Below are 24,359 nucleotides of genomic sequence, written 5' to 3' on the forward strand. Positions count from 1 at the left end.
GTTGTTTTTCCTTTAACTATCCGCCACTTCAGCTTTTATCCGTTAAGGAAAACTATGACCCGCGCAGATGTTATTCAGCAAGCGTATGACCGCTTCGATCGCGGCGATGTGAAACATATTCTGGCACGCCGTATCGCCTATGCCAGCGAAAGTCAGAATCAGGATGGCCGCAGCATACTACGCGCCTATCTGGAAGAGGAAATCCGCCCATCGCTCCAGGCCATGGGGTTTACCATCACTTTGGTTGAACATCCGCTTTATCCGCATGTTCCCTTTTTGATCGCCGAACGTATTGAGCACCCCGATTTGCCTACGCTGTTGTCATATGGTCATGGCGACGTCGTGTTTGGCGATGAACAAAACTGGCGTGAAGATTTGCACCCGTGGGTTTTGGTTGAAGAGGATGACCGTTGGTATGGCCGCGGCAGCGCCGACAATAAAGGCCAACACACCATTAACCTGATGGCGCTGGAACAGATTTACCTGGCGCGGGGCAATAAGCTGGGATTTAACTGTAAGCTGTTGTTTGAAATGGGTGAAGAGATTGGGTCGCCGGGATTGGCCGACATTTGCCGGCGTTATAAGCAGCAACTTGCCGCGGACATTTTCATTGCCTCCGACGGCCCGCGTCTTAATGCCGAAAGGCCGACCTTGTTTCTCGGCTCCCGCGGTTGCATCAATTTCAGACTGAGCATTCATGCGCGTAAAAAAGCGTATCACTCGGGAAACTGGGGCGGTTTGCTCAGTAATCCCGGCACGCAACTGGCGAACGCCATCGCCAGCCTGGTGGATGGCAAAGGACGAATGCGCATCGAAACGCTGTTACCGCCGCCATTGACGCCATCATTGCAGCGAATTCTCAGCCAGGTTGCCCCCGGAGGCAACGCGGGCGACCCTGACATTGATCTCCAGTGGGGAGCAGAGGGACTCACGCCCGCCGAGCGTTTATTTGGTTGGAATACGCTGGAAGTGCTCTCTTTTATTGCCGGCGATCCCGACAAAACCGTCAATGCGATCCCGGCCTGCGCAACGGCTCTATGCCAGCTGCGTTTCGTGGTAGGTACCGACTGGCAACGGTTGGACGCACATCTGCGCCAGCATCTGGATAAACATGGTTTCGATAACGTGAAAATTGAAATGCTAAGCGCGTCGCCGGCCACCCGCTTCGATCCTGAAGATCCGCTGGTAAACCGGACGCTGGAGCTAATGAGGAATATTACCGGCAAACAGCCGGCGCTATTGCCCAATCTGGGCGGATCGCTTCCCAACGATGTCTTTGCCGATATTCTCGGTCTGCCAACCTTATGGATTCCCCACTCTTATCCGGCTTGCGGACAACATGGGGTTAATGAACATTTATTGAAATCGGTGGCGCGAGAAGGATTGGCCATCATGACCGGGCTGTTGTGGGAACTGGGAGAACGGACTAACTGAGACGGATAGCGGCGAGGTGATTGGCCTCGCCTATGCGTATCGGTTTATTTTGCCTGCGCGGCTTTCATCCATTCAGGTTTCTGAAATGCGTGGAACATGGATGCCTCGTCATCAAAAAACGCGGCAAACTGCGGTGATTGCACAGCGGCTTTCAGGTCATGGGCAAAAGGTTTATCGGCATCTTCCGCACGCACCACAATCATATTTTTCAAATCTTCGGGCAACACATCCAACTGAATGGCATCAGACAGATTCAATCCGGCGGAAATGGCAAAGTTGGCATTGATCAACGACCCGGTGACGCCACCTAACGCGCGTGGCAACTGCGCCGCTTCCAATGGTTTGAATACCAGCCCTTTAGGGTTTTCTGTGATATCCCGCAGTGAGGCCTTGGTCGGCGTAATATCCGGGTTAATCTTGATTAGACCGTATTTTTGCAGAAAATCCAGCGAACGAGCCAGGTTGGACGGGTCATTCGGCAATGTAACCACATCCCCTGCTTTCAGTTCATTCAGCGAATGCACCTTGTTGGAATAAAACCCCATGCTGGCCGTCGGCACGGTAATCACCTCGGATAATTTTAATCCTTTGTCCGCGCTGAATCTGTCCAGATAACGGCGATTTTGAAACAGATTAGCCTCAATGCTTTTATTCGCCAGCGCCAGATTAGGCTGAATATAGTCGCTAAACTCACGCACTTTGACCTCATATCCCTTCTTGACCAGCTCGGGTTTAATCGCTTTGGTGACCATATCGCCATAAGGCCCCGGCGATACGCCGATGGTGATTTCTTTTGTTTGTTCAGCCGCCAGAGTCTGAGATATTCCCAGCGCGAGTAATAATGGAATAACTTTTCTTAATATCATTATGCGTTCCTGTCTATCCTGTCTGAGTAGCGTTATAGGTTATTACGGCTTGCGGCGGTAAGCGCGTACGGCCAATATAGCCGATACGAAAAAGCCCCCCCGCCTCAATCCGCTTAATGCGAGTTTTCTCTGGTATTGGAATTATCCGCTTTGCTTAAAATAAAAAGGACTCCTGCCCGTAACAATATTTTTCATATAACCGGGGATTAATATCGAATCCAATACCCGGCTTATCCGGCACGGCCACACAACTGTCTTTATCTATTTCCACCAGCGGCAGCATAAAGTCCTCATGCCAATAGCGGGAAGAGGGAGGAATATCGTGAGCGTAGACAAAATTGGGTAAGGTAGATACCGCAATATTGTGCGCTTTCCCCACGGCGGTATCCAACATGCCGCCACACCACACGGGAATATTATGATCCTGACAATAATCGTGAATCAGTATAGTTTCAGTAATGCCGCCGACCCGGGCGACTTTGATATTGATAATCTTCGCGCTGCCCAGCTCAATCGCTTTGCGCGCATCTTCGACAGACGCAATACTTTCATCCAGGCAGATCGGGGTGGCGATGGCCGCCTGAAGCTTACGGTGATCGACGATATCGTCATGCGCCAGCGGCTGCTCAATCATAATAAGATTGAATTTATCGAGACGTTTAAATAAGTCGATATCATCCAGCGTATAGGCTGAATTGGCATCAGCCATTAGCGTAATATCGCCAAATGCTTGACGCAGCGCCAGAATATAATCGTAATCATGGCCGGGTTTTATTTTTATTTTTATTCGCTTGTAGCCGTCACGTAAAAATTCATCCACCACGCGGACCAATTCATCAGGCGATTTCTGAATACCAATACTGACGCCAGCTTCAATTTTATTTCTCTTGCCGCCAATAGCCTGATGCAACGGAATGCCTTTTATCTTGGCGTAGGCATCCCATATTCCACCTTCAATCGCCGCTTTGGCGCAATTATTTCGTTTAACCGCCGAAAAAATATCCCTTACTTGCGAAGGATGCTGAATATCGCCGGCTTGTTTAATCATCGGGATAAGAAAATCGCGCATGATATGCCAGGCGGTGATATTGGTTTCTTCATTATAAAACGGCAAAGAGATGGCGGAACAGTCGCCGTACCCGATATGGCCTTCGGCATGAACTTCGGCAATGGAAAAATATTTTTCCGTTTGTGTGGCGAAGCTGGTGGTAAATGGCGTTTTCAACGTCATTTTCATTTTTCGTAAAACAATTTTATCGATTTTCATGACATAGTCCTGCGTGTAATCTGAATGCGGCGACAATGCCCATTCATTACACAGATAATCGTGCTGAAAACACCGTCAATACCCTTTATACTTCAAGTACATGTGCGTTGGCTTTTCTGTCAGGAGAATTTCATTTCCTTATATTCCTATACACATGAAATATAAAAATATGTTTATAAATCAATTAATAATAAAAGGTATACGGCGTTTAAATTAGATAGAAACAAGCTTTGCGTCAATGATAAAAAAAGCAAATTAACTTTGCTTTTTTTAGAAACCTATCAGTGACCGTTATTGTTGGATAAAATCACCGGATAATTTTAATTGATTGATTTTATTGTTTTATTTTTTACATGCCAACAAAAGTAAAATCTCGTTAACAAGGGCGGGATCTGTCATTCAAGGCTGATAATTCTCATATTCCCAGGCAAAGACGCGGGAGAGTTTTTGCGCTATCTCCATCAGTCATTTGATGCTTACAGAGCCATTCGGGGTACCTATTGCTTTTTGGATATCGCCATCCAGCCCGCAGCTTATTTAGATTTATTTGGCCGACTCTTTTCTAGCCTTGCGCTCTTGTAGTTTGGCTTTTATCCAGATGCCGACCCCAGCTAACGTACCAGCAGAAGCTCCTACTTATTAAAGAATAAAAAATATCTTTTCCCCAATAAAAAACAGAATGTCAGCTCTAAAAAATACTACTAACCTACCCTCTTTTACAGAAGATCCTAAAGTCCCAGATATAACTTTGCCGGTACCGCTACCAAGCACGGAACCTAATCCAGTTCCAATCACAGAGTTAGTCGGATTTTCACCTTTAATACCACAGCCAACCGCAGCATCGCTCATATTTATCGCCGCAGATGCCTTCCATCCTTTCCCTGTCGTGGCCGCCGTTGTCACCCCGGCCAAAATCGCATCAACATAACTGAACTCGTCATTTCCGCTAAGCTGAACGCCTGTATTAACCGCAGTACCTATCGCCGTGTTGAGATCCATCCCTTCGGTAAAAACGACGATGGCCGCCTCTATCAGCAGCGAAGAACAGGTATTTATGACCGCGTTGGGCAAACGGATCACCGCCTTGCGCAAGGACGCCGGACTGACCCAGGTGCAACTGGCGCAGGCGCTGAATGTCTCCCAGCAGGCCGTGCAGTCATGGGAAGCGGGCAGAAGACACATACAGATATCCGTACTGCCCGCTGTGGCACGGATATTGTCGGTTTCACTGGAAGGTTTGCTGGGAGAGGACGCGGAGAACGCACCACGCAAGCGCGGCCCGGCATCACGGCTGGAACAGCAGATTCAGGTTATCAGCCAGTTACCCCGCAGCAGGCAGAAGCTAGTATCAGAGATGCTCGACGCCGTGATTACTCAGGCGCAACTGGCAGGAACGGACGGTTAATAAAAAGACAGGATTTTTAACGCGCCGGCAATGAGTTCGCATCTCACTGCCGACGCTCACCACAAGCAACTAACAGAGGTAGTTACTATGGCTGATGCACATCATAAGTCAGAACCCGCCACACCCCAAGCCCACAAGAGCATTGTTGGCTATCGCCCCAACGGCGGCAGGCCCAACCCGCTGCCGCAACTGACCCTCAAGGGACGATGGCTGGAGCCGCTGGGCTTTACCACCGGACAGCAGATCGAAGTGATCACCGGGCCCGGACAGTTGATCATCCGGTTGGCTGATAAAAGTTAACCAACTGACGTATAAAGAAAAACCCCGCCAACAAGGGCGGGGGGATTTATTGGTCACCACCATTTAGGGTAATCATTAAACGCCTCGTATAATGCCTGTTTCGATTCGTCAGTTAACCTTTCTCGTCCCTTTGCTGATGTGATATAGCCATCCAAATCTTCTTTTTCACATAACCATTCAAGCCAGCCGCGCTCAGGATTTAACAGCAATTCAAAAAAACCATTTATATCCTTAAGAACAGCTACATCACCAACCCTTATACTATCGATAAATGCATCAAAACATTGACATTCTATCCATATCTGAGAGTTAACATCTGCACTATAGCCAAATTTTCTTACATGGATCGTAACGTCAAGCTTCATTGATGGAATATGTTCATCAAGTTCAATAACGTCCAAAGTGATATTTACAGGATCATTAATTTCTATATCCATTTAATTCGTTCCCACATAACGGGCATGAGTGGCGGTTGGTAATTCACCATCTGCACGAGGAGGTTTAATTTCTAATTGCCAACCATCAACAGTAATTCTTTCACCATACGGCATATTATTTTTCGTTGCTGTATTTACAGCAGATTGGAAACTTCTCAGTTCTTCCTGACTGGCAAGCCTTACAGCCACAGGTGTATGCGTGACTGCTTTCGATGCCGCATATCTGCCATATGCTCTGTGGCATTACCGTGTACCGTTGGGGGCCGTCCGGCCCCTCTTCCACCGTCAGGTCGGCCGGCAGCACAGTTTCTTCTTCCCTATCCTGCTCTGCCGGATGGGGTGAGGCGTGTACCGTCTGTAATGCCCGGATGCTCACCTGCGTATAGATTTGCGTACTCTCCACGCTGCGGTGGCCTAGCATCGCCTGTATCCAGCGCAGATCCGCGCCGTTCTCCAGCATTTGCGTCGCCATCGCATGGCGGAACAGATGACAACTGCCTTTTTCGATGCCCGAGGCTCTCAGGTACGGCACCACGGCCATCGTGATACCGTTGCTCGTCTGTCCCTCCACGCCATCCATTGCCTTACACTCAGGCAAGGCCGCAGACCTGACTCAACAGGCGCTGGCCGACAGTGCGTCCATTCATGTCAACCAGATACGCCGCTATGAGGCGGGGTCGGCGCACCCGACCTTAGACGCCCTGATCAGGCTGGCTAAGGTGCTGCATGTCTCGCTGGATGGGTTGGTGTTTGATGACCACGAGCGTGGCCCGTCTGATGATTTGGCATTGCAGTTTGAGGCGGTCAGCGGAATGCCAGAAGAAGAGCGCCGTATTATCAAGGCGTTACTGGATGGAATGATACTGAAGTACCAGGCTAAACAGATTACTGAACGCGGTTAGGACAGGCGGCAACCTGTCCCAACCGCTCACCACAACAACTAGTTAGGAGTAGTTGATATGGCTAGGCAGCATCATAAGTCAGAACCCGCCACACCCCAAGCATTACGACACCTGAAGGTCGGCTATGTCAGCCGTCGCCACGCAGACCGCAACGATATGACGCGCTATTACAGCCGCAGCCTGCACCTTACCGGGCACTGGCTGGAAGCCGCGGGATTTGGGACTGATACCTCGGTAGTCATCACCGTTGAGCACGGGCAACTGCTGATCCGCATTGTGGCTGAATGACAGATAAAAAATCTCGGCCTGTTTTAAGGGACCGGGATTTGGGATTAATGTTTATTTTTCAGGAAGTTCAGACCATGAGTCTAATCGGATGATAATTTCTGTATCTTCAACGATGGCATCAAAAAAACTGGATAAACTCATAGCATGAGTTCTCAGTTTTAACAAAGCTGACAACACTGCAAGCTCGTTTCCTTTATTTTTAGCTTGCGAAAGCAGCCTTGCCTGTTCACGTAACAGTCCTAAATACTTTTCCATCAGCTCATCAAGATCTGTTTCGTAATCAATGGATAGACGATCTTTATCTATCGGAGAAGAGGATTTCTCCTCCAAAATAACAATAAAGTCATCCTTCATATTGCTAAGGAATAAATTATTCATTATTTAGGCAACCTCCGTCCTTCTTTAATTGCAGCTTGTGTTTTTGAACTGTTGTAAGAACCATCAATATTCAGGACGGCTTTAACTTTTCCTTTACTATCAAAAACCTCAATGTGATCTTTATGTAGTCCATCAAGATAGTACTTATCGCCTTTCGCGATATAATCTCCAACAGGTTTCTTCGCCTGATAAACACTTTGTCCCTGAAAGATCTGACTAGTTTTCTGAGCATTATCTTTCATTTGGCTACCAAAGCCAGGTTGTTTGAAAAATTCCCCCATATTTCCCACAGCACCTTTATTGGGCTGGTACTTATTAATTCCCCCAAATGCCGCCGCTGCCGCACTCGCTACAATACCCGCCTGAACCTCATCCAGACCATATTCTTTCTGGAGCGCTTCAGAGACTTTATTTGTGGCGACAACACCTTCCACCTGCATTTGCTGCGCGTAGGTTGCTGTCAGATCGTAGACCATCTTGATAGGGATATCTTCACCCAGAGCACGGTCTATCGCCTGCTTCACCGCCAGACTATCAGCTAGCACATCACCATATTTCTGCTGGCAAGTTGTCGGACTGGTTGCACAGTCGCTGATAAGCTGTTGTTGCTGAGCGGTACTCAGTTCCTCGTATTTCTTGATTATACCGCTACAGTCATCGCCATTTGCCTGGCAGGATTTCATTTCAGCCGACCAGGCATCTATCTGTTTACTGCTCAGATAGTTATTCTCCACAACAATACGTAATACCAGACACAACAAATAACGCCGTTACCGATCTCGATAATTCCTATAGCGAAGAAAGTACAACAACCATAGGCAAAATGCTCCCCACAAACCTAAAATAAAAGAGAGTTTCATTGCCCACAGCATTATTTCCAAAGAAAAATCTGAATTACTCAATGTCAGCCACTTACCTAAAATAACAATAATAAAAGATATGACAAACATAATAACAAATACTTTAACAAAGTAGCGAACCATATTGCCAATTTTATTATTCATTTTTATTTATCACCTTCTTTAGTATCTGACACTGAGTTGCTCATAACTTCACTACTCACTCCACCACCAAACCCTCCTAACATACCTGGAATTGGACTCATTGCCCCACCTTTCAACAAATAACCAGGGCCAAAGGAATTCTCGGTATATTTCAAAGCATTCTTGCTGGCCTCCATTCCAAAGTAATTTTTAATGTACTGAGTTTCTAATTTATTGGTAATGGCTGAGCCGATACCATAACCTACTCCAGTACCTATCATGCTACCCATCACAGCGGCTTGACTATCTTGTCCTGTAATTTGGCTAGACGCATAAGCACTACCCGCACCAATAAGTTGGTTTGAATAATAAGATTTACCGGTGGTTGCCGCACCGGTTAGCCCAGAAAACCCAAAGCTGACTAAATCAAATTTATCTCCTGTATTTCCACTAGAGATTTGTACCAGACCATTCGCGCCATAACTTAAAGCTCCACCAACTAATTTATCACTCATCGTTGTTGACGATGTAAATAACGATCTCCCCCCCGCAACCAATCCCCAGAAATTTTCAGGTTCACCAATAAACGCCAAAGCTCGATCACCATTAGTGGTATGACTATTAATATAATTCAGGTCATAACTGTTATTGGCTGCAACATAATCTCTTACATCCGGGTTATCCAACGAACCGTATAGCCAATCAGGCCGGTCAGCAGCCGACAGCCCGCCTTCAACATTCCATTTAGTTTCACCACTCAGAACAACCAGAGGATCTGTCGCCAGCGTCTGTTGCAACTCTTCACGATTTTCCTTATTCAACGTGTCGTACTTACTAATAACCGCATTACAATCGTCACCGGAAACCCTGCAAGCTGTCATTTCTTTGTCAAAAGCACGAGCCTCATCAAAGCTAAGATAATTATTCTCCACCGCATTCCGCCCGGCCTGCGCGCCGCTGGCGGCGGAAGCGGTATCGCCAGTCGCCAGACCCGATGCTAACCCGGCGGCGAGGGTCGCTAAGGCGCTGACAGACTGTTTTTCCTCTTCCGTGAGATCTTCCGTTTTCTTGCCCGGATACTGGTTTTCCATTATTACTTGTGCCGCCAGTTCTCCGCCCGCGGCACCGATGGCGCCAGCCGCCGCATCCTGCCCGGAAAGTTGCGCGACTACCGCGCCAACCACCGCGTGGGCCATCGCATTGGCTGCAATATCCGAGGCCGTTGCCCCGCTCTCGCCCTGAGGCATCGTGATATCTTTCACCAGTTGCGCCAGATACGGTGACGCGCCACTGGCTATCGCCTTCTGGATATCGCCGCCCGCCAACGCCTGTATCGCTGCCGTCGCCGCCTGAGCCGCCCGCTGGTAAGTCCCCCGGTACCATACTCTTCCATTGCGGTTTTGTAGCTCGCTGTTTCCGTCAGCGCTTTTTTATAAGCATCCCATTCATCTGGCGGTGCATTATCATCCGGCCGTGAAACCGTTGACTCTCCTGATGTTTCCGCCGCCTTTTGCGCCCGCAACTCGCCTTCAGTGCGCACGATATCCATCACCTGCGCGCCCAGCTCGCCGATAAGCTGAGCCTGCTTGAGCCGTTGCTGTTCTTTCTCTTTGTTAAAGATCGGACTTAACGCGTTATTCGCGTGCTCCACATCGCGGCTTAACGTCGTGATATCTTGTTGCTGATTCGCATTATCCCGGATCAGCAGGCTACCATCACTCACCGCCGCATAGGTAGTGCTGGATGCATTACCGTTGTTACCTAACGACATTAATGCGGACGGTACGTTCATCGCCAGCGTTGACAGCAGGTTTCCGTTCATTGAGGGGCTGGAGCTCATGCCGAACCCGCTGTGTTCTACCTTGAATTCGGCCTTATTGTCCACTCCGCTCCAGCCCAGCGTACCCGTATCCAGCGTGTTTTTATCCGCACTGGCGGTGGAAGCAATCACCGCCGCGTCAAGCTGGGTGTGGTTGCCGGTTTTGATGTCAAATCCTTCTTTGCCCGCGAAGAAACCGGTTTGCTGTTGCACGCTGTCGTAGTTGCTGTGCATTTTGTCCTGGCTGACGCTGAAGTAACCACTGCCGCTCATCGAACCCCAGGTGAAACTGCCGCCGGCAGACCCACTGACCTGTTTCGAGTCATAGCGATCGCTATCCTGCTGGCTTTGCAGCAGCAAATCCCGACCGGTTTGTACGTCGATATGCTCACCCGTTACCTGAGCGCCAATCAGACGGGTATCACGCTGGCTTTCCAGTTTGACTTCGCTGCCCGCATCAACCGTGGTTTCCGACCAACTGTTACCCGCGCCCGTCTCGCGGCCTTTTGAGCCATTCACATTGGCAAAAATACTCAGTCCGGCGCTGCCGTTGCTTATCCCTAAACTGACGCCAATATTGCCGCCGCTGCTGCTGTTTTTACCGCTGAGCGTTTCACTGTTGCGAGAAGAAAGCAGGTTGATATCCTGCGCGGCATTCATCACTACGTCATTAGCCGCCTTAAGCTGGCTGCCCGTTACCGTAATGTCTCCCTGACGGGATTCAATCGCGATATCGTGTCCTGCGTTCAACGTCGAGCCAAAGCTCTGCTGTTGCTCCGTCGTCTGGCTGGAACGCGATGTTTGCGCCCCCAACGAAATGCTGACGCCAACAAATGACGCCGATCCTTGATCGTTCAAGTCGGACTGGCTGGCTTGATAGGCCTGGAAGCCGGATAATCCGGCTTTCATCCCCTGAAGTAACGCCAGCCGGCCGTCGCTTTCGCTTTGCGCCGCCTGAATACTTTGTACCGCGCTGTTCAGAGCGGAACCCACTACGCCCGACAACGCGACCGTCAGGCCACTGCTTTTTTGCTCAAACTGCTGCTGTTGCGTGCGCAGATCGTAGCCGGGATCGATCGTGACGTTATTGCCTGTTAACGTGATGTCTTGCCCGGCAACCATATCCGTGCCGCTGATATTGACGTCGTTACCCGCATTAATCGTAACCGACTGGCCGGTGCTGCCAAGGGTGCTCACGCTTTGGCTTTGCGTGACGGCCTGATCTTGCAGTTTCTGGCTGGTCGAAGTGGAACCAATAGTGAAACCAATACCGCCACTGCTGAAAAGTCCGCTCTTTTTCTTTGTATACTCTTCGTAGTGCTGATAGTTTTCCACGCTGGCAGCGGTGTTGACGTCATTATCCGCCAGTAGCGTGACCTGATTATCTCCCACCACGGACGAACCTTGCAGATTGATATCATGATTAGCCGCCATAGAGACGCTGTCACCAGAAAGCAGGCTGCCTTTCTCGTCCGTCTGTAACGTTTCTCTCAAGGTATGCGTCACCGTTTTCGAGAAGGTTTTCTTCTTGACTTTGGTTTCTTCAAAGAAGGAGTGCTGTGTTTCCGTCGCAGACAGCAGGTTGATGTCGTTACCGGCCTGCGCCGTCAAAGCTCCGCCGGAAATCCCTTGCGCGGCTTGGAGATTGATGTCTCTCCCTGCTTGCAGACTCAACCCTTCTCCTGCGGTCAATTCGGTACTTTGCTGCGTGATGTTTTGCTGCCAGTCAGCATGGCGTTTCCACCAGTTGCCGCTATAACTTTCTTCTTCCGCCGATAACAGATTGAGATCGCGGCCTGCCGCCAAGACGGCATCGCCTTTGGCATTCAGACCGGCCGCTTCTGCTAGCACATCGCGTCCCGCCAGCAGTTCAAGATCGCCGCCGCTCAGCAATTGCGTCGACTCTATCTCCTGAGTACGACGCTGCGCCGCGCCGCCGCCGTTGCGATTCAGCGTTTCCTCTAGGGTTTGCTGGGCGGTGAGTTGGATATCGTTCGCAGCCGTTAGCGATAGCCCCGCGCCGCCGGAAATCATGCTGGCATCAATCTGAATGTTATTGCCCGCATTGGCTTGCAGCGTACCGTCCGCGGACACCTGACTTCCCTGAACCGCGGTATTCAATGACAATTGGCTGCGGTTCCAGTTTTGATCCAGCCGATCATTAGTCAGCGTCAGCGCTTCAATTGATACATTATTACCGGCATTCAGTGTCATATCCTCACCGGCGCTCAGCGTTGCGGCCACGTTGCGAATATCATGACCGGCCGCCATCGTCAGGCTATTGGTCGCACTGATTGCGGCCGTTTTACCCAACTCGGTAACGGTAAGATAACCGGTTCCACTACCCGAGGAGGCGGACGCGGATGTCTGCCACTCGCGGGATTCGGTTTTATTGATGATATCGCCGTTAATGCTGGCTAGTTGCAGCGCGTCGCCTTCGATTCGGCTGCTGCTATTGGTGATATTATTTAATGCGACCAGATTCAGACTACCGTCTGATTTAAGCAGTCCGCCTTCCTGATTATCAATCGTATCGCCGCTGGCGATAGCCAATAATTCAACCGCGCTAATCGTACCGCTGTTGGTGACGCTGCCTCCCGCGCTCAGATTAAGCTGATTGGCGACGATGGCGCTGCCTTGCACGTTATTCTTGTCGGCCTGCGCCAGATACAATTTCGGCGCCAGTACGGTTTGGCCGTTGACCTCAATATTTTCCCACCAAACAATGCTCTCGCTGAGGCTGGCGACCTGATCCGGCGTCAGGCTGACGCCCCATTGCAGATCCAATCCTTTTTGCGCCGCCGCCGCGTTATCCAGCAGCATTTGCATTTGCGATAAGTCGGATCCGGTACCGTCAAGATAGCGTTTCCCGCTCTGACTCAACACGGCATTGCTGATGTAGCGGGTGTCGAATTCGGCGTCGCCCAGAAAGCGGTAATCGTGGTCGGCATCCAGATTCAGCTTGTCCAGCAGATAGGACGATCCCAGAACCTTATCCGCTTGCGTCCATTGTGAGCTGGTTTCCATCGGCGCTATAGTTGACGGCTGTTGACCCAGCATGTTCTGCAAGTCATTGAACAGGCTGTTATCCACCTGCCCCAACTGCTCCAGTTTAGGGTTGGTGTGGATCAGATAACGGCTATCGCTGCTCGGATCGACAACCAGCAGCCCATTATTGCCCGCGGGCAGCGGATAATCCGCCAGTGGACTACTGCCTAATGCTTGTAAACCGTTACCGATGGAGTCCATCAGTTCAGAAGCCGAAAGATGGCTGAACGGCGCCGATGATTCAACGCTGATGGGCGTTGCGGCGGTATCCGTGATGAGAGCGTTGACCGCGCCCGGTTTTTCCAATGTGATGGCCGTACTAACGGCGGTATCCTCAGTATTTAACGTAACCGATTGAGGTTTCTCGATATTGGTCTGCGTTGGGCCATCAATCGACAGACCCGGCGATTGATCCGGAATCTGACTCGTGTTGCTTAACGCGATCGGCTCCGCCGCGCCGGACGCCGTTTGATCGGGTTTCTCTAGGTCAATCTGCCCCGGCTTTTGCAACACCAGCGCATCATTTTTCGTTAGCGATTGCGGTTCTGCATTTTCCAGCGCCGTCGTTGCGGCGCTAATCTGTTCCGCCTGCACGCCAGACTGTAACGTGGGTTCCGTCACCTGACTTAACGACACATTTTTAGCCGTCGAACTGACCGCGCTGGCGTTGCGCCCCAACGTAGCGGCATCTACGCCGCTATTACTCAGATCAACGCTGCCCGCGCTGAGCGATGCTTCGTTGCCCACCAACTGGCGCGTGGTTTGTTTCTGTAACGGCGATAGCGTCAGGGTGGAAGCCAATACCGGCGTCGTCGTGGCGGGGATAAAACCGCCGCTGCCCGGTTGCAGCGTAGTGTTGCTGATATCCTCTTTGAAATCGGCGGTGATGGCGCCGCCGGCCTGAATTAAGGCGTTGTAGCTTTCGCCGATGGTTTGTTCGTAAGTGGGGGTGCCAACTAATACGTAAGGAATGTATCCTGGGATAGAGCCCTTTTTTCTCGATTCCGGTACTAAATTTGGTTGATATTTGTATGTCAGATATTCGAGGATTGTCCCTGAATGGTATGACTGATTATTTAATTGATCTCCCTGGATATAAGCGTTATTGGTCGCAAATAATACCGATGAGTCGTTAATTAATTGAGATGTATATAATGAAAGATTATTCCCAGAGTTGACTTTTCCCGCATTTCCCTGAACGTATACATCGATCTCTTTGCCGCCGATATTTATTTTTTGCACATCAGCGCTTGGTTTAGCAACATAGGAGTAATAATAAATAGTTTTGTCACAATCACAGCCATTAGCACCACCTACTTCTATGCTATCCTCCCTGATATTAATTTCGTAATCTTCCGGTTTGAACCACCCAATCGGGATGTTCGCCGTCGTCTGCCCAGCCCAGTCCGGCACAGAACCAGCCGCCAATTTCGTTTCCGTTACCACCATTCCCTCACGCTGGTTAGTCAACGTGCCGGTAGTGATCGTGATATCCCCAGACTGCGTTTCGATAGTACCGGAACTGTTTAATACGGCGGTACTGGCATTGCCCTGTTCATCGCGCTGAATCCACAAATTATTACCCGCCAGAATATTGCCGAATACATTGCGGAGCGAATCGGAGAATAGCCGCATATTACCGCCGGCATATAACAGGCTGGTATTATTCAGCGCCGCGCCCGCTTGCATCAATAAATCACCGGTAGCGCCAATCAATCCCTGATTGTGAATATCGTTTTCACTCACCAGCGACAAATTTCCCCCGCCTGAATACTGCCCGCCTCCTGTTGTTCAATAGTTTGCGCGGTAATACGCGAATCGCCGCCACCGGCCAGAATATTACCCTGATTAGTCAATTTCCCGGCGCTGGCGAGTACCACCGATTGCCCCTGAAGCGTGCCGCGCTGATCGAGATCGCCCGCGACGTTTAGCGTTAAGCGGTTCCCGGCAGCCAATAGCTGCGTAAACATCAGCGGCCCGCTGATATCGGCGGTCAGATTACCCAGCGCCAGCAGTTGCCCGTTTTGTTGCAGTTCGTCGGTTTTGAGGCTTAAATCCTGCGCGCTGTAGATTTTACCGCCCTGCTGATTGATCAGGCGGTGGGTTTGCAGTGCTAACTGCGTCAAACCGAGTAAGGTGCCCTGATTTTCCAGCACATCGGCGATGACTTCCGTCTGCTGCGCCTGAATCAGCCCTTGGTTGACCCACTGTGGAATGCGCAATGTGACTTTATCCTGCGCAATCAGGCTGCCTTGTTGGGTAAACTGCTGTGTTTGCACATCCAGATTCTGACTCTGTAACCAGCCGGCATTATCCAGCGCCGCCGCTTTCAGCGTCGCCGAGCCGTCCGACAGTATCTGCCCGGCCTGCTGGTTGGTTAGTTTCCCAGCCGTCTCCAGTTGTAACGATGACGCTCCCTGCAATACACCGTTATTCTTCAGCGAGTTATTGCCTTGCAGCGTAAGATCGGCGGCATTAATTGTGCCCTGATTATCAATATCGTTCGCCTGAACGTTCAACGCGCCGTCGCTGACCAACCGGGCATTTTGCGCATTGTTCAGTTGCTGTTCCACTGTCGCATCAAGGTTCTGGTTGCCGCGCAGCGTTCCCTGATTGGTGAGCGAATTGGCGGTTACATCCAGCTCCAGCGCCTGAATTTGTCCACGGTTATTGATATTCGCCGCCGTCAGCGTTGCGCTACCTCCGCTGACCAATTGGCTATCTGCCGCTCCCTGATAGTCGCCGCTCAGTTGCAGCACGGCCTGTTTAACCCCCAGAATCCGACCCTGATTGTCCAATTCGCGGGCGATAAGCTGCAAATCGTCAGACTGCCACAGCCCCTGATTGATGAACTTATCGGTATTAACGGCGCCGACGCCGCCGTTCAATAAACGGCCCGCTGATTGATTAAGCAGGAAATCGGCGAATTGCAGATCAAAACCCGTAATGCCAGTTACGGTTCCTGCGTTATCAAAGGTCGCGCCGCTCAAGGCCAACGCGCCCTGGGAGAAGATATCACCCTGATTGCTAATCTGTTTACCCGTGAATGACAGGCTGTCCAACCCCGCCAGCGTACCGCCATTGACCAGCGAGTCTGCTTGTATCGTCAGATTATCCGCCTGCCACAGGCCCAGATTGTCAGCCTGTTTAGCTTGAATGGCCGCGCCGCCGCTGCTTAACAACTGACTGGTTTTATCGCCAATATACTGGTTGAGATTCAGCAACCGCAGCGCGGAGGTGCCCTGAATACGTCCCTGGTTTTTTACCCGCTCAGCGCTGAGGCGCAGGTCGTTCGCTTGCACCGTGCCGCCGTTGCTCAACAGAGTACCGTTAATTACTCCGTCGCCATTGGTCAGTATTTCACCGTTTTCCCGGTTGATTATCTCTCCCTGGTTGGTTATTTGCAGGTGATCCAGACCCAACACGCGACCGGCGTTATCCAACGCGCCGGTATTCAGTTGCAGATTATTGGCCGCTATCTCTCCGCTCTGGATTACGCGGTTTGCCGTTAGGGTGGCGCTACCGTCGCTAAGCAGTTGAGAACGATCCTTACCCTGATAGCTATCTTGTAACGCCAGTTGCAACCTGTTTTGTCCTACCAGCACGCCATCGTTGAGGAATGCGTCCGCGGTCAACGACAGCAATTTTCCCTGCCAGAATCCCTGATTGCTGACGCTACCCGAGTTCGCCAGCAGTTCACCGCCGGTCAATAACTGTCCGGCGGCGCCGACGGTAAGTTCATCGGTCAGGTCCAGTTCAAGCCCTCGCTCACCAACAAGCGTTCCCTGATTGTCAAACGACTGCCCGGTCAATTGCAGAACGCGGCTTTCCCAACGGCCGGTATTGCCAAGGCGAACGCCGTGCAGCGCTAATAGTCCCGCCGTATACAGCAAACCGTTGCCTTGATACTCGCCGTTCAACGACAGTCCATCGGTGGCGATCACATGGCCGTCATTGCGGATAGCCGTACTGCTGATAGTTGAATATCCGTTGCTGGACAGCGTTCCCCAATTATTAAACTGTCTGGCGGAAAACAGGCTGTCGCCACCGGAAATAAGCATACCTTGATTGCTCAAAACGCCGGTTGAGCCAGAAGGAGCAAGCGTAACCGACAGCCCTTTATCGCCTTGAACACGTCCGCCATTGGTAAAATTATCCGCGGCAAGGCTCAGATTCTGCGCCTGCCAGTCGCCGAGATTCGCCACATTGGCCGCGTTGAATACGGCGGTTCCCAACGACAGCAACTTTCCGTCTTGTTGATTGACCAAATCGCTATTCGCCGACAGTTTCAGCGCTGAAAGGCCAAGCATTTGGCCGCTATTGATTATCTGATGAGCGACGGTATCGATCGTGTCCGCTTGCCACAGTCCGAGGTTTTCCACCCGTTCAGCCGTCAGAGAACTGTCACCCTGGCTCAGCCATTTTCCCTGATTGCGGGCATTGCCGCTGATGGCCAGCGTCAGCGCATCCACGCCCAGCATTTTTCCCTGATTATCCAGTTCATCCGCCTGCACATGCAGGGTTAGGCCTTCCAGCGTATCGCGCTGATTGATACGTTTCGCCGTAACGTTCAGCATATTATTGCCGCTGATCAACCCGTTATTATCGAGTTCGTTTTGCAGTTTCAGTTGCAGATCGTCGATGCCCAGCATCTGACCGCTGTTGAGCGCCGACATTGCCGTAACCGCCAATCGCCGGCTGTTTAGCCCGCCGGTGTTGTCCAGCGTCCCATTGAGGAAGAGCTGCAAGTCGTGAGTGGCGTTGATTTTTCCCGCGTTGGTCAGCGAATTTGCGCTCACCGACAATGAATGGCTGTTTAATTCCCCCTGATTATTCAGATCGCCGTTGAACGAAAGCGACAAACCATTAACGCCCGTCATTTGCCCGTCATTCGTCCCTTGCACGGTGTCCGCCGTCAGGAGATTGCTGTTCAACGATCCCGAATTGTTCAGAGACTGAGAGAGATTCAGACTCAGGCTATCGATCCCCGTGATATCTCCCACGTTAATAAGATCCTGGGCATCAATCGTCAATGCCGCGCCATACAGGAACCCCTGATTATCCAGCCGGTCATTGAGGGAGACCGTCAGTCCGTCAACACCATTCATCTGCCCCTGGTTAATCAGCCGATTGGCGCTAACACTCAGCAAATAGCTATTCAACGAGCCTTGATTATTCAACGTATCATCAAGCGTTAATGTCAGTTCGTTGGCTCCGGTGATATCGCCGTCATTGCTTAACGTCTTCGCTATAATGCCGGCACGATTGCCGAGGATCGTTCCCTGGTTGTCAAGCGTATCCCCAACCAACGCTAACGCCTGGCTTTCCCAGTAACCGGCGTTACGCAGTTGATTGCCGCGCAGCGTCAGCGTACCGTCCGTATTTAGTTGACCTTTCCCTTGATAATTGCCATTTAACGACAGGGATTGCACAGCCAGAATGTCGCCGTCGTTACGGGTTTCGATGCTGGTAAGCGTCGTATCGCCATGACCAGATATGATGCCCTGATTATCGATTAATGATGCGGAGAGTTGGCTATTTCCGCCGGAAATCAGCGTTCCCTGATTCAGCAGCCTCCCGGCAGCGGGATCGAGGGTTACAGCCAGCGTTTGATTGCCCTGAATCCGACCGGTATTGGTGAGGCTTTTGGCATTCAATACCAGGTTATCAGCCAGCCATTCATCGTGATTAATCGCACTGGCCGCGTTCAATATTGCCGTTCCCTGCGACAACAGCTTGCCACCCTGCTGGTTAATCAACGCTCCCGTCGCCGTCAACGCCAACGAAGAAAGCCCCAGAATTTGTCCGCTATTTGTCAGTTGGCCGGCCTTCATCTCAAGGGAATCCGCCTGCCATTGGCCGAGATTCTCGACTTGTCCGGCGGTCAGTGAACTGTTTCCCTGAGTTAGCCATTTCCCCTGATTGCGCGCGCTACCGCTAATCGCCAACGTCAACGCATCCACACCCAGCATTTTCCCCTGATTATCCAGACTAGCCGCTTGCACGTTCAGGGTACGGCCCTCCAGCGTTCCACTCTGATTGATATTTTCCGCCGTCACCTCCAGCGTATTGCCGCCGCCGATCAGCCCAGTGTTGCTCAATCCGTTTTGTAGCGTCAGTTGGAAATCGGCCACCCCCTGCATATTGCCCTGATTGGTCAGGTTATCGGCGATGACGGACAGATCCCGGCTAGCGATATCGCCCTGATTCGCGAGGTTTTCTGTAAGATTGATGGACAGCCCGCCGACGCCGGTCAGCGCGCCGTCATTTATCACTCGGGTTGCATGTATTGCCAGAAGATCGGCGTAAATATCACCGTTATTTTGCAGAGTGTCGTTCAGATCGAGTATCAGGCGAGTATCCGCGCTCATATCGCCATGGTTGAAAAGATCGGTGGCGGTAAGCGTCAGCGCCGCACCGTATAGCGAGCCCTGATTTTGCAGCCGATCGCCAAGGGTTAGCTGTAATGACTCGATCCCGGCCATTCCACCGTCGTTTGCCACATCATTGGCGGTAATATCGACAGTATTGCCGAGCAGCGTTCCCTGATTATTCAGTGACAGCCCGCGTACCTGGAGAGAATCGCCTTCCCATTGCCCGGCGTTATGCAGACTATCGCCGCGCAACGTCAGCATGCCGTCGGTTTTTAACCGCCCATCGCCCTGATAATTGCCCTCTAACGAGAGTGACGCCGCTGCCGCCGCATTGCCGTCATTACGGATGCTGTCACTGGTCAGCGCCGCACTGCCGCTGCTGGATAACACGCCCTGATTATTAATCTGTCCGGCGGTCAGTTGGCTATCGCCGCCGGAAATTAACTCTCCGGTATTCAGTAGCGTCCCTGTAGATGCCGGCTCGCTGAGATGCTGTGCATCACCAGCCAGCGATAACGCCATAGCTAACAAAGAGGATTGATTGATGGCGGGTGACGTAACCGCAATCGTCAGTGAGCGTTCGGCCTGTACCCGGCCGTCGTTGATGAAGCGATGAGTCTCAAGCAACAGATTCCCCGCCAGCCACTCCCCATCATTAAGGGTATCCGCCGCCTGTAGCGTGGCGACGCCCTGCGTCAGCAATTTACCGCTTTGCAGATTTTGCAATGAATGACCAGCGGTCAGCCGTAGCGCCGCAAGTCCGAGTATCTGCCCGGCATTGGCAATTTCATCGGCGGTCAGCGTGATATCATTTGCCTGCCATTGTCCATTATTATCAATGCGTTGCGAAGTAACTGCGTTGTCGCCCCGACTAAGTAACGTACCGCTATTATGCAGGCTGTTGCGGATCGCCAGCGTTAGCGCATCCACACCCAGCATTTTGCCCTGATTATCGAGCATCTCGGCATTCAACCGTACCGTGTGTCCTTCAAGGGTACCGTTTTGCCGGACGTTTTCCGCCGTTAACGCCAGCGTCTTACCGCTTAGCGTACCGGCGTTATCCAGGTCGCCTCGTAAATTCAGTTGCAGATCGCTCACGCCGAACAGACCGCCCTGATTGTCCACTCCAGCGGCGTTCACCGACAACCGATCGCCATTCAGGTCGCCGCGATTGAACAGATGCCGATCCAGCATCAGGGTCAGTTCGTCCACGCCGGTTATCTTGCCGTCATTAATCAAGCTATCAGCCGTTATGCCGACATGGTCGCCTAATAACGTTCCCTGATTGGTCACCGTTTTCCCGAACAGTTGGAGAACATCGCTTTCCCAACGCCCCGCGTTATATAAGCTGTCCCCCCGCAGCGTCAACGTCCCTGCGGCGTTTAATAACCCCGTCCCCTGATAGTTCCCCGCCAACGATAGCGCGCGCGCGCCAACAATAAGTCCGTCATTGCGTATATCCTCACCAACCAGTTCAGCCTGCCCCTGGCTGGAAATAGTTCCCCGATTCTCCACCTGCCTGGCTGACACATGGCTATCGCCGCCGGAGATAAGCGTGCCATCATTACGCAATTCCCCTTGCCCGCTAGGGACATCAAGCATCACCGTTAACGTCTGTTCAGCCTGAATCCGACCGCTATTAGTCAGATTTCCGGTCGCCAGCGTCAGGCTGCCGGCCTGCCAGTCTCCCGCATTCGCGGTATCCGCCGCGGTTAATACCGCCATCCCCTGGGAAAGCAACTTACCGGCCTGTTGATTGGTCAACATATCTTTTGCGGTCAGCGTCAGCGCCGAGATACCCAGAATTTTTCCGGCATTGGCTATCGTATCCGCATTCAGCGTTATGGTTTGTGCTTGCCACTGACCTTGATTATTAATCTGACGTGCCGTGGAGGTACTTTCCCCCTGACTAAACAGTTCACCCTGATTATTAAGCGTGTTGGTAATCGACAATGTCAGCGCATCGGCGCCCAATATCGTTCCCTGATTATCCAGTTCGAGGGCATCCAATTGTATTGATTGCCCTTCCAGCGTACCCTGCTGTTTTACCGCTGCTGCGGTTACATTCAGGTCACTGTCTGCGTGGATCATCCCGCGGTTATCAAGATTGCCGGACAAACTGAGTTGAAGGTCATCGACTCCGGCGAGCCGCCCGCGGTTGTTCAGGCTACCCGCGCTGATAGCCAGCAGGTTACCGTCCAGCGTTCCCTGATTGTCCAGGCGGTCAAGAATATGCAAATTCAGATGTTGGATGCCAGAGATCTGTCCGCGATTGCTGAATCGTTCGCTCTGAGCCTGCGTGGTCAGCGCGCGAAGATTTCCTGAGTTATCTATAGCCAGAGCATTCAGGCGTAGGGCGTCGCCGCTAAGCCAGTCGCCGGTATTAATCAGGCTATCATGCGCATGCAGCATACTGGATTGAAGTGATTGGGCCTGACCGCTGTTGGTGATGTTATTGGCGCGCAGCTCCAGACGCTCGCCCTGCAATATTCCCTGATTAATCACGTCATGGCCCGACAGCAGCCAGCGTCCTTGCGCCAGCAGGCTGCCGGTATTATCGAGATAGTATGCCGTCGCCTGCGCATCGCCGCCGATGCTGGTTTTGCCGCGGTTAAGCCAGCGATCGGCATTCAGTAAAAACTGCATTGCCTGTAGCTCGCCGTCGGTTTCCGCCTGGGCGGCGGTCAGCGTCAGCGAGTCTCCCGCCAGCAATTTACCGCTCGCGCGCTGCGTCAATTGACGCTCGGCGCCGATCGTCAGCGTATTATCGGCCTGAATAATCCCCTGATTGTCGAGCGAATCGCTTTGAATCTGTAATTCCGGCGCGGTCAGCGTACCGTCATTGATGACGTCGGCGGCGGCAACCGCCAGGTTTTTCCCAGCCAGCAACATGCCGCTGTTATTTAGCCCCGAGTTCAGAGTAGCCGCCAGCGATACGCCTGCGCTGAGCGTGCCGCTATTCAGCGCGGCGCCGCCGGACAGATTGACCATCTGTTGCGCATTAATCGTGCCTTGGTTGTCGATCGCCTGATTGTTCAGATCGATATTTTGACTTGCCGTGACGTCGCCCTGATTGGTGAAAGAGTCGCTTTGTAATGCCAGCGTTGCAGCTTGAAGGGTTCCCTGATTCGCCACGCTGCCGGCTAGCATGAACAAATGATTTTCCGTCAGGATTTTTCCCTGATTATTCAGCAGCGTTTGCAACTCAAGCTGCAAATCGCCGCGGGCGCTGAGTAATCCTACATTGTCAACGCTGCCCGCCTTCAACGTCAGCTGCTCCGCCGCCGATAGCGATCCGCCGTTAGTCAGTCGTTTTCCAACCAGCGACAGTCTCTGTAATGATGCGATATCACCCTGGTTATCCAACCAATCAACGTTCAGATTCAGCGTCTTTCCGGCCAATGTGCCGCGCTGAACGATTTGTCCGCCTTGCAGCGTCAATGTATCGCCGGCGGTCAGATTGCCCTGCCAGTCGCCTTGTTGAACTGCGCTAACCGTTGCGCTATTTTTAGCCTGGAACTGGGCGCTGCGGGTGGCGGTCAATGTTTCGGCCTCTAGCTGAATCGTCTGCGCTTCGGCAAGCCCGGACAGCGTAATGCCTTTGCCTTGTACGACGAGCTCGCTATCGGCTTTAATTCCGCTTAAGGCATCCTGCCGCAACGCGTTATCGGCTTTGATCGCTACTTTATCCGCGGCTAATTGGGTATTATTTAGTGTTACATTGTCACTTTTTATCGTTAGGCGGTGGCCGGCCCCCAGTGCGCCTTGTGTATCGACGCCCGAGCTAATCCGAGAATTAGTCGCGTTTAATTCGCCTTGTGAGGCTAGCGTAACGGATTGCCCCGCACGTAACGTGGCATCCGTCAGGGCGATCCCTGAACTCCCGTCAAGGATGAGCTCGCCGCCTGCCTGCTGCTTGCCTTGCAACGCCAGCGTTTCTCCTTGCGCACGGATATTTCCCTGCGCAACGGCATCCCCAACGCTGAGTTTGCCGTTCGCCGACAGCGTGATATCGCCGCTGCGGGCGCTCAGGCTACCGACGTTGACGCCGACTCCTTTATCGCTGGATACCAGCGTGATCCGGTTGGTGTACATGCCGCCTAATGCGCCGGTATCCAGCGCCACTTTGATGCCGCTATTATCCGCCGTTTGCGCCGTCACATTGCCGTCTGCATTGACCTGATTCGCCCCAAGCACCACCTGCGCTTCATTCGCGTTTAGCCCCGCATTAATCTGCGCCGTGCGGGAAATCAGGCTGAAATAGTCGCTTTTGCTGGCATCCAGCCCTTGTCCCGTCAGCGTGATATCCCCGCGTTTTACGTCAATGCCTTGTAATCTGCCCTGCGCGTCAAATTGCGGTTTACCGGTCGTCAGCGTGACCCGCGGCGTATTGATAAATCCGCAACCATCACAGGTGATGCCGTAAGGGTTGGCGACCATCACGCTGGCCTGTTTCCCGCCCACCTCCAGATAACCGGCAAGCGTACTGCGATTGGGCGATACCACTTCGTTGATAATGGCGTCCGCCGCTTTACCTTTCAGATTGGGGTTATTTTGGATTAAACCGCCAAGCTGGGTAGGATTAAGCTGAGCCGTACCGTTATTCAGGATCAATCCTGATTTATCGACATTGAAGTCGTGATACTGGTTATGAGAAATTCCCGCGCTATTCGGCGTAGCGATATTCACCACGGGTACGCCGTTGCCGGCTTTGTCCACCGCGGTATTGCCGCTAGCGACATTGACGCCGGCCGCCATCGCCGGCAGTACGGGTTGGAAGGCAATAAGATTGATCAGCGTATAGGCTATTAATCGTTGCGTTATTTTGATTGGTTTCATCCCTGCCCCCTGCTGCGAC

At 51.9% G+C, this 24,359-nt stretch carries 10 protein-coding genes and 3 pseudogenes; 5 read left to right on the forward strand and 8 right to left on the reverse strand.

Going from position 1 to position 24,359, the window contains the following annotated elements:
- The first annotated feature begins 54 nt into the window (after positions 1–54).
- Complete coding sequence (locus tag HC231_RS11400; RefSeq protein ID WP_208231075.1) at positions 55–1,434, forward strand: M20 family metallopeptidase; 1,380 nt, start codon at positions 55–57, stop codon at positions 1,432–1,434.
- A gap of 44 nt (positions 1,435–1,478) precedes the next feature.
- Here HC231_RS11400 and HC231_RS11405 read toward each other — a convergent pair whose 3' ends face one another.
- The 3 genes from HC231_RS11405 to HC231_RS11415 all read right to left on the reverse strand — a co-directional run bounded on the left by HC231_RS11405 (position 1,479) and on the right by HC231_RS11415 (position 4,566).
- Entirely contained in the window at positions 1,479–2,300 is an 822-nt protein-coding gene (locus HC231_RS11405; RefSeq protein ID WP_208231076.1) for a MetQ/NlpA family ABC transporter substrate-binding protein, read from the reverse strand.
- A gap of 154 nt (positions 2,301–2,454) precedes the next feature.
- The gene (gene menC, locus HC231_RS11410) at positions 2,455–3,567 is read right to left on the reverse strand and encodes an o-succinylbenzoate synthase (RefSeq protein ID WP_208231077.1); all 1,113 of its coding nucleotides are present in this window, start codon (positions 3,565–3,567) and stop codon (positions 2,455–2,457) included.
- 639 nt (positions 3,568–4,206) lie between these two features.
- A complete protein-coding gene (locus tag HC231_RS11415; protein ID WP_246494770.1) occupies positions 4,207–4,566 on the reverse strand; it encodes a hypothetical protein in 360 nt (119 codons plus the stop codon).
- A gap of 19 nt (positions 4,567–4,585) precedes the next feature.
- Here HC231_RS11415 and HC231_RS11420 point away from each other — a divergent pair, with 19 nt between their 5' ends.
- Together HC231_RS11420 and HC231_RS11425 are read left to right on the forward strand one after the other, a co-directional pair.
- Positions 4,586–4,972, forward strand: a complete 387-nt coding sequence (locus HC231_RS11420) for a helix-turn-helix domain-containing protein (protein ID WP_208231078.1) — start codon at positions 4,586–4,588, stop codon at positions 4,970–4,972.
- A gap of 87 nt (positions 4,973–5,059) precedes the next feature.
- Positions 5,060–5,272 (forward strand): SymE family type I addiction module toxin, encoded by a 213-nt coding sequence (locus HC231_RS11425; RefSeq protein ID WP_208231079.1) that lies wholly within the window; start codon positions 5,060–5,062, stop codon positions 5,270–5,272.
- A gap of 53 nt (positions 5,273–5,325) precedes the next feature.
- On the opposite strand, the gene HC231_RS11430 is transcribed toward HC231_RS11425, so the two are convergent.
- Together HC231_RS11430 and HC231_RS11435 are read right to left on the reverse strand one after the other, a co-directional pair.
- Positions 5,326–5,709: a hypothetical protein gene (locus HC231_RS11430; RefSeq protein WP_208231080.1), complete on the reverse strand. Its 384-nt coding sequence runs from the start codon at positions 5,707–5,709 to the stop codon at positions 5,326–5,328.
- A gap of 304 nt (positions 5,710–6,013) precedes the next feature.
- Positions 6,014–6,292 (reverse strand): annotated as a pseudogene (locus HC231_RS11435) (tyrosine-type recombinase/integrase); the annotation flags it as partial.
- On the opposite strand from HC231_RS11435, the gene HC231_RS11440 reads away from it, so the two are divergent.
- Complete coding sequence (locus HC231_RS11440) at positions 6,288–6,611, forward strand: helix-turn-helix domain-containing protein (RefSeq protein ID WP_343073020.1); 324 nt, start codon at positions 6,288–6,290, stop codon at positions 6,609–6,611. The pseudogene HC231_RS11435 and the gene HC231_RS11440 overlap by 5 nt on opposite strands.
- A gap of 57 nt (positions 6,612–6,668) precedes the next feature.
- The gene (locus HC231_RS11445; RefSeq protein ID WP_208231082.1) at positions 6,669–6,899 is read left to right on the forward strand and encodes a SymE family type I addiction module toxin; all 231 of its coding nucleotides are present in this window, start codon (positions 6,669–6,671) and stop codon (positions 6,897–6,899) included.
- 51 nt (positions 6,900–6,950) lie between these two features.
- Here the strand turns inward: HC231_RS11445 and HC231_RS11450 are convergent, their stop codons facing one another.
- The 3 genes and pseudogenes from HC231_RS11450 to HC231_RS24380 all read right to left on the reverse strand — a co-directional run.
- A complete protein-coding gene (locus HC231_RS11450) occupies positions 6,951–7,277 on the reverse strand; it encodes a hypothetical protein (protein ID WP_009112641.1) in 327 nt (108 codons plus the stop codon).
- 299 nt (positions 7,278–7,576) lie between these two features.
- Positions 7,577–8,020 (reverse strand): annotated as a pseudogene (locus HC231_RS24375) (VENN motif pre-toxin domain-containing protein); the annotation flags it as partial.
- A 1,121-nt stretch (positions 8,021–9,141) separates the two neighbouring features.
- Positions 9,142–24,340 (reverse strand): annotated as a pseudogene (locus tag HC231_RS24380) (hemagglutinin repeat-containing protein); the annotation flags it as partial.
- Between the last annotated feature and the right edge of the window lie 19 nt (positions 24,341–24,359).

The organism is Brenneria izadpanahii (genome assembly GCF_017569925.1).
GTDB lineage: Bacteria > Pseudomonadota > Gammaproteobacteria > Enterobacterales > Enterobacteriaceae > Brenneria > Brenneria izadpanahii.

Coding starts and splice junctions, on each gene's coding strand:
- HC231_RS11445 (WP_208231082.1), top strand. CDS start 6,669: ATGGCTAGGCAGCATCATAAGTCAGAACCCGCCACACCCCAAGCATTA.
- HC231_RS11415 (WP_246494770.1), bottom strand. CDS start 4,566: ATGGATCTCAACACGGCGATAGGTACTGCGGTTAATACAGGCGTTCAG.
- menC (WP_208231077.1), bottom strand. CDS start 3,567: ATGAAAATCGATAAAATTGTTTTACGAAAAATGAAAATGACGTTGAAA.
- HC231_RS11405 (WP_208231076.1), bottom strand. CDS start 2,300: ATGATATTAAGAAAAGTTATTCCATTATTACTCGCGCTGGGAATATCT.
- HC231_RS11400 (WP_208231075.1), top strand. CDS start 55: ATGACCCGCGCAGATGTTATTCAGCAAGCGTATGACCGCTTCGATCGC.
- HC231_RS11425 (WP_208231079.1), top strand. CDS start 5,060: ATGGCTGATGCACATCATAAGTCAGAACCCGCCACACCCCAAGCCCAC.
- HC231_RS11420 (WP_208231078.1), top strand. CDS start 4,586: ATGGCCGCCTCTATCAGCAGCGAAGAACAGGTATTTATGACCGCGTTG.
- HC231_RS11450 (WP_009112641.1), bottom strand. CDS start 7,277: ATGAATAATTTATTCCTTAGCAATATGAAGGATGACTTTATTGTTATT.
- HC231_RS11430 (WP_208231080.1), bottom strand. CDS start 5,709: ATGGATATAGAAATTAATGATCCTGTAAATATCACTTTGGACGTTATT.